Here is a 12773-nt window from a genome sequence, read left to right on the forward strand (position 1 = left end):
CGCGCATGCCCGAGGACACCATCGCGTCGGCGGCCTGGCGCACCTGGGCCTCGGTGATCCCGCACCCGAAGCTGTTCCAACTGTTCCAGCCCAGCGGCGGGGTGAGTGCGGGGCTGCCCGGCGCGGCCTCGGCGGTCGTGCCGGCGGAGGCGGTGACGCAGGCGGTGAGCGTCAGCGCGGTGGCTGTGAGGAGACGCAGCAGTCGTCTGGGTATGGGGCCACGGGGCGGGGCTTCCTGGGAGACAAGGCGGAAGCCGCTTGTGACCGTGCCTGATAGGCACGGTCACAAGCTTCTGGTCGTGTGCCCGCGGGTCAGCGCTGCAGGGTGAGCAGGCCAGGCCGGTACGGCAGGTCCACGTAGTCGGTGCCCGGCGGGACGTTGGGGGACAGGCCCTGGTAGAGGAACTGCAGGTTGCAGGGGTCGATGGTCATGGTCTGGTCGGGGTTGTTGCGGACCAGGTCACCGTGGCTGATGCTGTTGGTCCAGGTGGCACCGCTGTTGGCCTTGCCCGCGAAGGGGTTGGACTCGGTGCCGGCCTGGACGGTCCACGGCCCGTTCAGGCTGGAGGCCGTGAACGAACGGAAGAAGCGGTCCTCATTCACACCGCGAGCCTCGACGATCATCAGGTACTGGTTCTGGCCCTGGACCTTGTAGACCTCCGGCGCCTCGAACAGGTTCTTCTCCGTGTCGCTCATGATCGTCGTGTACGACGAGCCGAAGCTGCTCGGGAAGTTCCCGAGTGACATGGTCGACCTGTAGATCTTGCCGTTGTCACCGGCGAAGAACATGTACATGTTCTGGTCGTCGGCGATCAGGGTCGGGTCGATCGCGCTGCCGTCGGGGACACTGCCGGTGAACAGCGGCTGCGGCGCGGACCAGCCGTTGGGGTTGGTGGGGTCGCTCGACGTGCGGTAGACGAAGGTCCAGGCGGTACCCCACCCGTTTGAGGCCAGCACCCAGATGTTCTTGGGCGCGAAGTAGAACAGTTTGGGCGCCACCGCGCCCTGGCTCATGCCGGTCTGGGTGGCCGACCCCATGTCCGACCAGTTCGTGAAGGGGCTGAAGCCCATCGAGTGCCAATTGCCGTCGGAGTACGTCGCGTAGACCAGGTGCTTGCCGTTGTACGTCGCGGTGGTGAAGTCCTTCAGCGAGGCCCACCCGTTCGCCGGCTGCGCCAGCGGACCGGTCGAGCTCCACCGGTACGTCGACGGAAGGGCACACGTGCTGCCCCCTCCGGACAGGCCGGTCCACTTCTGGTTGCTGCCGCCGGTGCAGTTCCAGAGCTGCACCGCCGTGCCGTTGGCCGTGGCGCCGCCCGACACGTCCAGGCACAGCCCGGACTCCACGGCGACGACCGTGCCGTCGGAGTTCACCCGCCACTGCTGGTTCGTACCGCCGTTGCAGGGCCAGATCACCGGCCGGGTACCGGCCGTGTTGGCGTGGCCCGGGACATCGAGGCACTTGTTGCCGTACACCGTCAGCTGGTTGCTGTCCGTCAGCGTCCACTGCTGGTTGGTCCCGCCGTGGCAGTCCCAGATCTGCACGTTCGTGCCGTCGGTCTGGCTGGCGCCCGACACGTCGAGACACCGGCCGGAACCAACGCCGCGCAAGGCGCCAGTGGTGGCCGCCTGGGCCGGGCTGGCGACGAGCAGCGCCGCCAACGAGACCAGGGCCGCGAGCACCACAGACAGTGGCCTGCGGCTGAAACTACGTCTGTGCATGGGGCCTCATTCCTTGAGTAAACGTTTCCGGTTGGCCCCGTCAGAGGCTGTCCGGACTGTCGATGCGCTGCGATCCGACCCTGATGTTCGTCATGTCGAACGAGGGTCGAAGTGGCGAGCAAGCTGGAGGGTGGAGAGCGACCGGGATCTACTTCCGCGGCGGCCCTTAGTCCCTCAAGATGCGCCATCGGTTGTCGGCGGTGCCGTTGTCCGAGTCCTGGACTGCGAACGCGCCGACGGCGGTGGAGTTGTTCGCGATGGCGAGCAACTTGCCGCTGTGCACGTTGCGGATCTTGTAGGTCCCGTCTCCCTGGTCGAGCAGCGTCCACTTGTGGTCGGCGGTGCCGTTGTCCGACCACTGCAGGACGGTCGCGTTGTCGGTTGTGGACATGTCCTGGACGCCGAGCACCTTGCCGCTGTGGGCGTTGCGGAAGCGGACCGCGTCTCCGTCGGTGATCATGTGCCAGTCGTGGTCGGCGGTGCCCGAGTCATGCCACTGCAGGGCGCGGCCACCGTCGGCCGTGGACATGTTCTGGATGCCCAGCACGAGACCGCTGCCCACGTTGGCGAGACGGACGGTGCCGCTGGTGTTCCAGTAGACGGTGTAGTTGTGGCCGTGCGCGTCGTGGAACGGGCCCAGGTTGACGGTGGAGCCGTTGGCGGTGGCGGTGAAGGCGAGCGAACTGCTGCTGGTCCGTCTGATCGAGGACGTGTTCAGCGTTGGGAGGGAGTTGAGGGCGGAGTTGCCGTAGTTGCCGGACAGGACCACCGGGCCGTAGGTGATCGCGGTGACGTTCGGGTTGTCGTTGGCCGCTCGCATGATGATCCGCATGGGCAGGCGGACGGTGACCGTGTCGCCGGAGGCCCATGAGCGGTTCAGGGTGGCGTAGCTGCCGGGGGTGGTGGTGATGGTTTGCGCGACGCCGTTGACGCTGATGGTGGCCCCGGTGGTCCAGCTCGGGATGCGGATGCGCATGGCCCAGGTTCCGCTGACGTTGCCGGTGACCTGCAGGGTCGTGGTGTCGCTGACGGGGTATGTCGTGGTCTGGGTGACGGTGATTCCGCGCTCTGACCAGTTGAGGACCGAGGGCACGAACAGGTTCACGATCAGCGTGTTGTCGCTGCGGAAGTAGATGGAGTCCATCAGCCTGGTGTGCATCTCCAGGCCTGTGCCCTGGCAGCACCAGAAGGTGCCGTAGTCGGTGCTCCAGGTGCCGCCGCCCCACGCCGGGCCCACACCGCGTCGGCCTCCCGGGTTGAGCGGGGTGAAGTAGGTGACGTGGCCGTGGTTGTCGGCCGGGTTCTGCTGGCCGATCATCTGGTTCAGCCATGCCCGCTCGTAGTAGTCGAACAGCGCGACCCGGTTCGGGTCCAGCGCGAACAACTCCCGGGTGAGGCTGAGCATGTTGAAGGTGTTGCAGCTTTCGCAGGTGTCCTTGTTCAGGTAGCCGGCGATGGCGTTCGGGGCGCGGAAATGCTCCGCCTGGCTGTTGCCGCCGATGGCATAGGTGTGCGCGTTGACGGTGATGTTCCAGGCGTTGGTGGCGATGTCCCGGTAGCGGGTGGTGCCGGTGGCCTTGTACTCCCGGGCCGCGCCGATCCACTTGGGTACCTGGGTGTTGGCGTGCAGTCCATTGAGCTGGTCCTGGTTGGACGCCAGGGGGTCGAACACCGCGGCGTGGTCGAACCGCCGGGCGACGGTGAGCCACCGCGCGTCGCCTGTCTGCTGGTAGAGATCGGTCAGCACGGCGTTCATGCCGCCGAACTCGGTTTGCAGCATGGCCTGCATCTGCTGGCCGCTCAGCCGGCCGGTGCGCCAGTCGACCCATCCCGCCAGGGCGAGCAGCACGTCCCGGGCTTGGGTGCTGCCGATGTGGCGCCATACGTCCAGCAGGCCGGCGAGGGTCTTGTGGATGGTGTAGTACGGCACGTTGCCGTTGCCCAGGGTCCGCTGCTCGAGAGCGGTGAAGTCGGACTCCGGGTAGCCGGAGAGGTACCCGGCGTTGAAACCGGCGGCGCTGTTGTTGGCCTGGCATTTGGCCAACTCCGCAACCATGGCGGTTGCCTTGTCCCGGCAGGTGGTGTCCCCGGTCACGGCGTACAGCTGTGCCCACGCGGTGAGGAAGTGCCCCTGGACGTGGGTGCGGAAGGGGAAGTCCGGCGCGTCCCAACCGCCGGTGGCAGCCGCGCCGTTGGTGGACAGCCGGTGGTTGGCGCGGAAGTTGTACAGCAGCCGGTCCACATCGACGAACCGCAGGTAGTTCCGCGTACGGTCTTGGTTGTCCAGCCACCGGCTCGCGGTGAGCCGGACCTGGCCGAGTTCGAAGGGGTGCGCGGAGACCCCGATGTCGGCCCTTGCGGGGGGTATGGCCGCGTGGGCGGGAGATGTGCCGATGAAGGATCCGGTGGCAGAGGCGGCGGCGGTGGCCCCTGCTACTTGCAGGAGACGCCGTCTGCTGACGGAGGAGGCCATCTTGCACCTTTCGGTGAGGAGAGAGCGAGAGCTTGGTCGTTGGACTGATACATGGGATGGATTAATGGATACGAACGTTGCCTGTGTCTAGTCTTGCGACACGAAATACTTGGCTACTTCCGGATGCGCGTCCGTCCGGCGCCCTGGCGCCGAGCCAAACATTGGATGTGCCGAGAAGGAGTCGAGGACTTGAGTCGAACCGAGGATCCCCCTTGAGCCCTCCCGGCCGCCGGGGGCGACCGCGCCGCCCGTGGACAGCCCGGCGTTGCCGCCGGACGCAGCCGTCGCGCGTGCGGGGCGACAGAAGCCCGCGCCGCCGTGGGTGGGTTCCGCGACGGCACGGCAGGGGAGTGGGTCGGACAGGTCAGGCCCAGGGGCTGACCACCGTGAAGGAGCTGTCGGCGCGGAACGCGTCGGTGTTCTGGTAGAGGTCCACGCGCAGCGCGTAGTCGTAGTGGCGCAGGTAGCGGCCGGGGTAGTTGTACGACTCCAGGCGGACGGAACCGGAGGCGGTGCCGGGGCGGGCGCAGTAGGTGGCGTCCTTGTTGAAGATGGCGGTGCCGTTGCTGCTGTCGAAGCGGACCCGGAAGTCCCAGTGGCGCAGATAGCGGCCGGAGGAGTCGCGGAAGGAGTAGCAGTTGGCGTCGGCGAGGCCGGGCACGACGGTGAAGGTGGCGCTCTGCTTGACGGCGGTGCTGCTGGAGGCGCTCACCGGGTCGATGTAGCCGAGGCTGTCGGAGCGCACCACGGCGTACCGGCCGGGGAAGTTGACCGACTGCAGCGACCTGGTGGTGTTGGTGGGCAGGGTGACGCCGCCGGGGACCGTCTCCTTCAGCACGGTGGCGTGGCGTATGAAGCCGGTCAGCCCGGGCACCTCGGTGGGCGTGGACCAGGTGGCGAAGTTGTCGTAGCTGTCGCTGTACCAGTACTTCCCGGCGCGGTAGCCGTCGTAGTAGATGCGCCAGCCGCCGTTGTCGAGCTGGACCAGGGCCGGGCCCTCGACCCAGCTGCCGAATCCGGCCCAGTCTCCCGTCTTCCGCATGGTGTAGGGGCCGGTGAGGCTGGAGGCGGTGGCGTACTCGATGTACTTCGTCGTCTCGTTCTTGGTGAACGCGTGGTAGGTGGAGCCGACCTTGACGATGAAGGTGTCGATGTAGTTCGGGCCGATGCCGGACAGCTGAGTGGGCGCGGACCAGGTGGTCAGCGCGGAGTTGGTCGCCGTGATCTTGTAGGCGGTGAAATGGGTGGCGGTGCTCGCCGCCGTCAGGGACACGATGATGTTGACGCTGCCGTCGGTGTCGATGAACCACTCGGGCGCCCAGGTGCGGGTCAGCCCGCTGATCGGGATCGTGTAGTTGTACAGGGACGTCCAGTTCACTCGGTCGGTGCTCCGGGCGAAACCGATCGTGTTCCCGGTCCAGTTGGTGGTGTAAGTGAGGTAGTAGTAGCCGTCGGTGTGCTTGAAGATGCTGGGGTCCCGGATCAGACCGGACGGCGGGGTGTAGGCAGGGCCCTTCTGAAGGTTGAATCCAGTGGCGTCCGGCGAGTCGTACACGTACAGGTTCGACTCACTGCTGTTGGTGAACGCGGTCATCGTGTACCGCGTGGCCTGCCCGGCCGGTGGCGCGGCGGCGGAGGCGGTATGAAGGGCGGGGACACCCAGCAGGACCAGCAGCAGCGGGCCCAGCAGGGCGAGCAGCGTTCTTACGGTTCTGTTCAACTCTTCCTCCGGGCTCGGCCCGTCCGCTTGGCCAATCGCCGTGGCGAGGGACGTGATTGTTCGAACTTACGAACAATGTGCGGGACTTCGAGCAGAAGATAGGGTTGAGCCGTGGTTCCGTCAATGTTTCCGACGGGTTCCGTTCCGGTGCATTTCGCGCCGCGCGGATAACGGCTCCGGGTCACCATCCCGCGCCGGCGGTAGCCGCCCACCGCCCCCGCGCGGTCCGGCAGTTGCGTCGACCAGCCCACGCAGGGCCGCATCTGCGCGTGAGGGATGCGCTGCTCTCGCCCCACCCGCCGCACCGCCGCCATCACCGGGGCCGTGGCCCTCGACCACGGCCCCGGGCAGGGCGCAGAGTTCTGACCCGGCGCTGTACTGCTGAATGACTGTCTCGTTCAGCTGCGTCAGGAGACGGTGAACATCTGGTGATCGGCGCCGTCGAACGGGCGCTGCTCCAGTTGGTCGCCCTGGGCACTGCTCGCCGTGAGGTAGAGACCGCTGTGGCGGTTGAGGAGCCGGATACGGCCGTTGCCCGCGTCTTCCGCCAGCCATTCGTCGTTGGTGTTCGCGTTGGCTTCGTACGTGTACTGGACCGCCTTCGCACCCGCGTCGCGGGAGGCCCACCGGATGACGACGTCCTTGCCGCTCGCCTGGCTGACGATCCGCGTGTATCCGTCGCCGAGGGGCACGAACGCGAAGCGCTGGTTGGTGCCGCCGGTGCTGGGCCAGCGGATGATCTCGGCGTCGTTCGCGAGGCTTGCGCTCTTCACGTCGAGCACGTGGCTGCTGCCGGCAATGGTCACCGTGCGGTTCCCGGTCGGGATGACCGGGACCTTGGTCAGCCTGACCACATGGCCGCCGTTGGCGACCACCGGGACGCTCAGCGTGTCACCGGCCTGGATCACCTTGCTGGTGCGGGTCAGACCATTGGAGCCGTCGGTGGTGATCTCCGCGTGCCACGTACCGGAGCCGAGGAACGTGGTCGGGTAGCTGATGGTGGTGGCGCCACCGCGCCGGAAAGCCCCGACGAACCACCGGTCGCCATCGCGGCGCGCGATGACCCCTCCGGTGAGCGGGTCGCCCGAGACGTACTTCGTCTCGTCCCACACGGTCGGCAGCATGCGCAGCCACCGCTGTGCCTCGGGCCGGGCCTGGTAGTCCGAGATGCGGCTGCCGGGCAGCATGATGCCGCTGTCCAGGAGTACGCCGAGGGCGAGTTCGGCGGCGTCGCTGTTCGGGTTGCCCTGCTGGAAGCTCATCGGCGAGTAGTCGGCCGGGCCCAGTACGCTGCGAGTGAACGGCAGCGCGGCCACGTGCCCGATGTCCCGGCCGCCGGGGTACTCCTCGCCGCGGACGGCCTCATTGGTCAGCACGTGCGGCCAGGTGCGGTGGACACCGACGGACAGGCGCGAGCCGTGCAGGTCGACCATCAGCTTGTAGCGGGCGGTGTCGGCCAGGGCCGCGTCGTACCACTGCTGACGGGCCCGGGTCTCGGAACCCATGAAGTCCATCTTGACGCCGACGACACCCCACCCGGTGATCTTGGTGAACTCGGCGTCCCGCTCGGCGGCGGTGTCCAGGTCCTGCCAGTGGTACCAGAGCATGATCCGCACGCCGCGGTCCCGGGCGTAGGCCACGAGCTCGGGAATGATCGCCTGGTTGTCCTTCCATCCGTCGTCCACGAGGAGATGGGGCCAGCCCTGCGAGGAGGCGTAGTCGGCCCACTGCTTGAGCTTGGTCAGGTCGCGCTGGGTGTCCCACATGCCGTCCAGCCACGGCCACGCGGCGATACCGGGCTTGATCCAAGAGGTGTCGGAGATCTTCGACGCGGGCGCGACGTCGTCGACCAGCGTGGACTCCACGACCGTCGCCGTGCTGCCGATGGCGGCGGTGCGCCACGCTGTGGTGAACGCGCCGGATCGCACGATCTGCGAGTCGGCCAGCGCGACGGTGAACCGGCCGGTGCCCTGGGTGTGTGTGAACCAGCCACCCGAATAGTTACCGTCCACACCGGACTCGGCAAGCAGCACCCGCGCGCCGTTGGCCTGCTGGGCGAACATGCCCATGTCGTAGGAGCCCGTCGGGACGTCGGCGACCGTGGAGGTCGCGTAACCCCTCTCGTGATCGGGACTGAACACCTGCCGGGACAGCTGGGTGTCGGTCGGCAGTTCGAACGACGTCGCCTCTTTCAGCACCGTCGCACCCGATGGCAGCTCGTAGCGCAGCGCCATACCGTCCGCGGACGTGCGGACGTGGACGGTCATCTGCGCGGAGCCCTTCGCGAACACGAGTCTCGTCTCAGTAGCGGACCGCGTCCGGACCCGGGACTTCCCCGCTTCGACCTCGTAGTTGTACGAGATGGGCGTATCCGTGCGTCTGACGAACTCCAGTCCGGTGGTGAAGTCGGCCTGGCTGGTCACCAACCCGATCGGGGCGGGTATCAGAGCCTGGCGGCAGTTCCAGGTCGCGCCGAGCGAGAGGGCGCCGTTCGCGTCCAGCGCCACGGTGGCGCGCACGCCGTCACAGCCGGTCTGTGCGACACCTGGCTGGACCGAGGTCCAGTTCCCGGGCGTGGCGGCGGAGGCGGGCACCGCGGTGAGCGAGCCTGTGCCGGCGAGGATGGCGGCGGCCGTACCAGCGACTCGAATCCCGCTTCGTTGGAGGAGTTTCATGCAGCCTTCCGGTGGTTGCAGGTGGCCCGCCGCGTATCGCTCGCGCCGGGAGTCGGAGGGGAGGTTGCCTTTACATCCCATCACTGTCAAGGGATAAGTCCCGCATATCACGGAATTGTTCTACGGTTATGGCTTGTCGTCCGGCTATTTATGGGATGTCTGGTAGCTCGACCTGCGCGACCAGCTGCTCGGGTGACATCTGAACGAGGAAGCGCCAGACGCGCTTGCCGGTCCGCTTCGCGGCGAGGTCTCAGGCGGCGTTGACGACGGCGCCGGTGGCCATGTGGATGGCGCGCCTTTCTCCGGGCCGGGCCGGCGCAGTTGGGGATCGTGGGCTGCGAGGTCCGCCCGCTGGGGTGACCCAGGTGTCGCTGTTGGAGGCGATGGCGCGGGTGACACCGTCGTAGCCACTTGCGCCGCTCCTGAAAACGCTGCGTCGTCTTCGGAGTTCACCATCCACTTCTGCGAAACATGGCATGTCTGTGGTGGAACGAACTGTTCCTTAGCGTGATAAATGCTCTCATTCTGCTATCCGTGGCAGCACTTTCGTCCTCTTACCTGTTGACACGGAGCAGGGACGTCATCGAACTTCGTGCGTAACATCCGGCCCTTCGAGCCCAGTTGGAGGGCCGCGACTGAAGGCCTGGAGACGGCACGCCCCGGGGGCTGCTGCCGCCCCAACCCGCCCCACTCCGAAAATCCGAGCCGCCCCAAGCCTGGAGTGCACCCATGTCGTCAGGAAGACTGTCCCGTCGCACGCTTCTGGGTGCCGGGGGCGCCGCTGTGGCCGCGACCGCGCTGCCCGTGGCTCCCGCGTTGTCGCCCCTGCTGGCGCAGGCGGCCGCCGCGGACCCCCAGACCAACCTGGAAAACCTGGTGAACATGCGGTTCGGCATGTTCAACCACTTCAGCCTGGGCACGTTCACCAACCAGGAGTGGGCTGCCCCGAACCAGAACCCCGCCCTGTTCGCGCCCACGGCCGTGGACTGTGCCCAGTGGGCCGCAGCCGCCGCGGCGGCGAAGATGAGCTACGGCATCCTGACGACCAAGCACCATGACGGCTTCGCCCTGTGGCCGAGCGCCTACGGTACCCAGAACGTCGCGAACAGCTCCTACAAGCAGGACGTGGTGAAGGCGTACTGTGACGCCTTCCGGGCGAAGGGGCTGCGGGTCGGGTTCTACTACTCGATATGGGACCGCACCTTCGGAGTCGAGGCGTGGGAGAGCCGGCACAAGGTGTCCGGTCTCGAGGTCACCGATGCCATCCAGCCCGGCGACATGACGTTCATCCTCGGCCAGATCACCGAGCTGCTCACCAACTACGGCACCATCGACATGTTCGTCACCGACGGTTACGCGTGGCAGATGGGCCAGCAGGCCGTCTCCTACCAGCGGATCCGTGAACATGTGAAGTCGCTCCAGCCGGACATCGTCATGATCGACCACGGCGGACTGTCGGTGCCGTTCCTCGGCGACGCTATCTACTTCGAGGAGCCGCTGGGCATCACCGCGCCGGCCGGGAACACCTACGCCGCCACGCAGGGACAGACGATCAGCAACGGGTGGTTCTGGCATCCGTCCACGCCGACCGAGAGCCTGATGAGCAAGGACGCGATCCTGTCGCACCTGGCGGACCTGGAACCGAAGTACACCTCGTTCATCCTCAACTGCCCGCCCAACCGCAACGGCAAGCTGGACACCAACATCGTCAACCGACTCGCCGAAGTCGGGGCGGCATGGAGCCCCAACGCGTCCAGGCCGCCACTGCCGACGCAGATGCTGCGCGCCGAGCACCCCGTGACGCCCGTAAGCGCCTACGCCACCGGATTCCGCGACGGCGAGGGACCGCTCAACGCCATCGACGGGCTGAGCGACAGGAATTACGAGACCTGCTGGTCTACTTGGGGTCTGTCCTCGGCCCTGCCTCACTCGATCACGATCGATCTGGGCGGGGTGTGGAGCAATGTCTCCACCCTGGAGTACCTGCCCAAGCAGTGGAACCGCAGTAACACCACTGACGGCGACATCACCTCGTACACCATCTCCACCAGTACCGACGGCACGAACTTCACCCAGGTCGCCACCGGTACCTGGGCCGGTGACCGCGCCACCAAGGTGGCCGAATGGCCCGCCCGGAACGTGGGTTTCGTACGGATCCAGGCCAACGCGGCCACGGGCGGCTACGCCAACATGGGCGGCGTCCACATCGGCAGCCGGACGGCCAAGCCGGCCCTGGTGTCCACCACGCTGCCCGGCGACGGCACCGGCTACCAGCTGGTCGCCCGGCACAGCGGCAAGGTCGCCGACGTGGAGGGCGGGGCCACCGCCAACAACACCAATGTCCTTCAGTGGCCTTGGCTCAACAAGGCGAACCAGAAGTGGACCTTCACCAAGACCGGCGACGGCTATTACAAGATCAAGGGTGTGGGCAGCGGCAAGCTGCTGGAGGTCGCGGGACTCTCCCGTGCCGACGGCGGCAACGTCGGCATCTGGTCTGACGCCAACGCCCCCCAGCAGCACTGGGCCGTCACGTCCACCGGTGACGGCTACTTCTTCCTCATCAACCGCTACAGCGGACTCTGCCTCGCCGTCGACGAGGGCAGCACCGCCGACGGAGCCAACATCGAGCAGCAGCCGTACGCGTCACTGACGCGGCAGCAATGGCGGATCATCGCCCTCTGACGTGGTCAGGCGCCCTACCGCGAGTCTCGCCCGGTTCGAGCCGGACGACCGGCACCTGTTCTTCGGCCGGGACCTGATGCTGGACCAGTTGGGGACATTGGCGTGCGAGCACCGGTTCGCGGTGGCTGTTCGGGCCCTCGGGCAGCAGCAAGTCCTCGCTGCTGCGCGCCGGCCTGGTGCCGCGGTGACAGCACGTCGACTTTGCTGAGTTCGTGAAGCGCCGCTGGTGTTCCCGGAGGTGGGGTGGGCGAATCGCCCTAGGACACAGCAGATCGGCATGCGTCGTGGCCGTTGTGACATGGAGCAGGTGACAGGCACAGAAGCGAGGCTCTGAGCAGCCGCACCGTGAAGGCGGCGGACTGTGAAGGAGCGATCTCATGGGCCGATACGATCTCGCCCTCATCGGGTTCGGAGGCGTCAATCGCGCGCTTGCCGAGCTCATATCCCAGAGCGGGGAGCGCCTGGCAAAGGAGCTGGGCTTCGCCCTGCGGGTGGTGGCGATCACCGATCTGCGGGCCGGTTCCCTGGTGGACACCGACGGCATCGATCTGGCGCCGCTGCTGGCCGCCGAGCCCGGGGAGCTGAGCTTCGCGGACCTTGCCGGCGGCAGCGCTGATCCGCGCAATGAGTGGGTGATCCGTGAGGTCCCGGCCGACATCGTCGTGGAGGCGACGTTCACCAACCCCACGGACGGCGAGCCCGCCCTCTCCCATGTGCGCTGGGCCCTGGAATCGGGCAAGCACGTGTGCACCACCAACAAGGGGCCGGTCGCCCTCGCAGGCCGCGCACTGAAGCAGCTGGCTGCCGAGCGTGGTGTCAGCTTCGAGTTCGAGGGCTCGGTACTCAGCGGCACCCCCATCCTGCGTACCGCCGAGCGCATGTTCGGCGGCCTGGAGATCACAGGCGTCCAGGGCATCATGAACGGCACCTCGAACTACATCCTGGGCCGCCTCGAAGAGGGCATCGAGCTTTCGGCGGCCATCGCCGAAGCCCAGAAGCTCGGGTACGCGGAAGCCGATCCCACCGCGGACATCGAGGGCCACGACGTCCAGCTCAAGGTCATGATCCTGGCCAACGAGGTCCTCGGCGCCGACCTGCGCCGCGAGGACGTCTTCTGCGAGGGCATCTCCGCGATCACCCCCCACGAGGTGCAGGACGCCGCGTCGAAGGGGCTGCGCTGGAAGCTGGTCGGCTCCGCCACCCGCTACGAGGACGGCAGCATCGATGCCCGTGTCGCCCCGCTCGCCCTGCCCGCCCAGCACCCGCTCGCCGGCATCTCCGGCCCGGTCAACGCGGTCGTCTTCCACACCGACCTCCTCGGCACCGTCACGGTGTCCGGGCCGGGCGCCGGCCGCATCGAGACCGCCTACGCCCTGCTGTCGGACATCATCGCCATCCACCAGCGCCACGCGGACGACGACACCGCGCCCACGCGCCCCGTTCTCCAGGAGACTCACCGTGTCTGACACCGTCGTACCCCCCGGCATCGAACTGGGCGCGA

General features: G+C 67.3%; 6 protein-coding genes and 2 pseudogenes. 2 read left to right on the forward strand and 6 right to left on the reverse strand.

The window, feature by feature from the left end:
- From STSP_RS40560 to STSP_RS40565, 6 genes and pseudogenes are all read right to left on the reverse strand, one after another.
- Nucleotides 1-214, reverse strand: a pseudogene (locus tag STSP_RS40560) (alpha-galactosidase); the annotation flags it as partial.
- Between the two features lie 98 nt (nucleotides 215-312).
- Nucleotides 313-1722, reverse strand: coding sequence for a non-reducing end alpha-L-arabinofuranosidase family hydrolase (locus STSP_RS30895; protein WP_067284321.1), 1410 nt, complete (start codon nucleotides 1720-1722; stop codon nucleotides 313-315).
- Nucleotides 1723-1888: 166 nt separating this feature from the next.
- Nucleotides 1889-4195, reverse strand: coding sequence for a beta-L-arabinofuranosidase domain-containing protein (locus STSP_RS30900; protein ID WP_067284322.1), 2307 nt, complete (start codon nucleotides 4193-4195; stop codon nucleotides 1889-1891).
- Between the two features lie 364 nt (nucleotides 4196-4559).
- Complete coding sequence (locus tag STSP_RS30905; protein WP_067284323.1) at nucleotides 4560-5915, reverse strand: glycoside hydrolase family 43 protein; 1356 nt, start codon at nucleotides 5913-5915, stop codon at nucleotides 4560-4562.
- A gap of 407 nt (nucleotides 5916-6322) precedes the next feature.
- Nucleotides 6323-8590, reverse strand: coding sequence for a glycoside hydrolase family 97 protein (locus STSP_RS30910; RefSeq protein WP_067284324.1), 2268 nt, complete (start codon nucleotides 8588-8590; stop codon nucleotides 6323-6325).
- Nucleotides 8591-8756: 166 nt separating this feature from the next.
- A pseudogene (locus STSP_RS40565) lies at nucleotides 8757-8923 on the reverse strand (fuconate dehydratase); the annotation flags it as partial.
- A gap of 396 nt (nucleotides 8924-9319) precedes the next feature.
- On the opposite strand from STSP_RS40565, the gene STSP_RS30915 reads away from it, so the two are divergent.
- Nucleotides 9320-11272 carry an RICIN domain-containing protein gene (locus tag STSP_RS30915; RefSeq protein WP_067284325.1) on the forward strand — a complete coding sequence of 651 codons (1953 nt, stop codon included), beginning with the start codon at nucleotides 9320-9322 and terminating at the stop codon, nucleotides 11270-11272.
- Between the two features lie 377 nt (nucleotides 11273-11649).
- The gene (locus STSP_RS30925; protein ID WP_067284327.1) at nucleotides 11650-12738 is read left to right on the forward strand and encodes a homoserine dehydrogenase; all 1089 of its coding nucleotides are present in this window, start codon (nucleotides 11650-11652) and stop codon (nucleotides 12736-12738) included.
- Nucleotides 12739-12773: the final 35 nt, after the last annotated feature.

The sequence above is a fragment of the Streptomyces jeddahensis genome (assembly GCF_001642995.1).
Classification (GTDB): Bacteria; Actinomycetota; Actinomycetes; order Streptomycetales; family Streptomycetaceae; genus Streptomyces; species Streptomyces jeddahensis.

What these genes read in the sequence shown, in the direction of transcription:
- STSP_RS30915 (WP_067284325.1), top strand. Translation starts at nt 9,320, where the DNA reads ATGTCGTCAGGAAGACTGTCCCGTCGCACGCTTCTGGGTGCCGGGGGC.
- STSP_RS30895 (WP_067284321.1), bottom strand. Translation starts at nt 1,722, where the DNA reads ATGCACAGACGTAGTTTCAGCCGCAGGCCACTGTCTGTGGTGCTCGCG.
- STSP_RS30910 (WP_067284324.1), bottom strand. Translation starts at nt 8,590, where the DNA reads ATGAAACTCCTCCAACGAAGCGGGATTCGAGTCGCTGGTACGGCCGCC.
- STSP_RS30900 (WP_067284322.1), bottom strand. Translation starts at nt 4,195, where the DNA reads ATGGCCTCCTCCGTCAGCAGACGGCGTCTCCTGCAAGTAGCAGGGGCC.
- STSP_RS30925 (WP_067284327.1), top strand. Translation starts at nt 11,650, where the DNA reads ATGGGCCGATACGATCTCGCCCTCATCGGGTTCGGAGGCGTCAATCGC.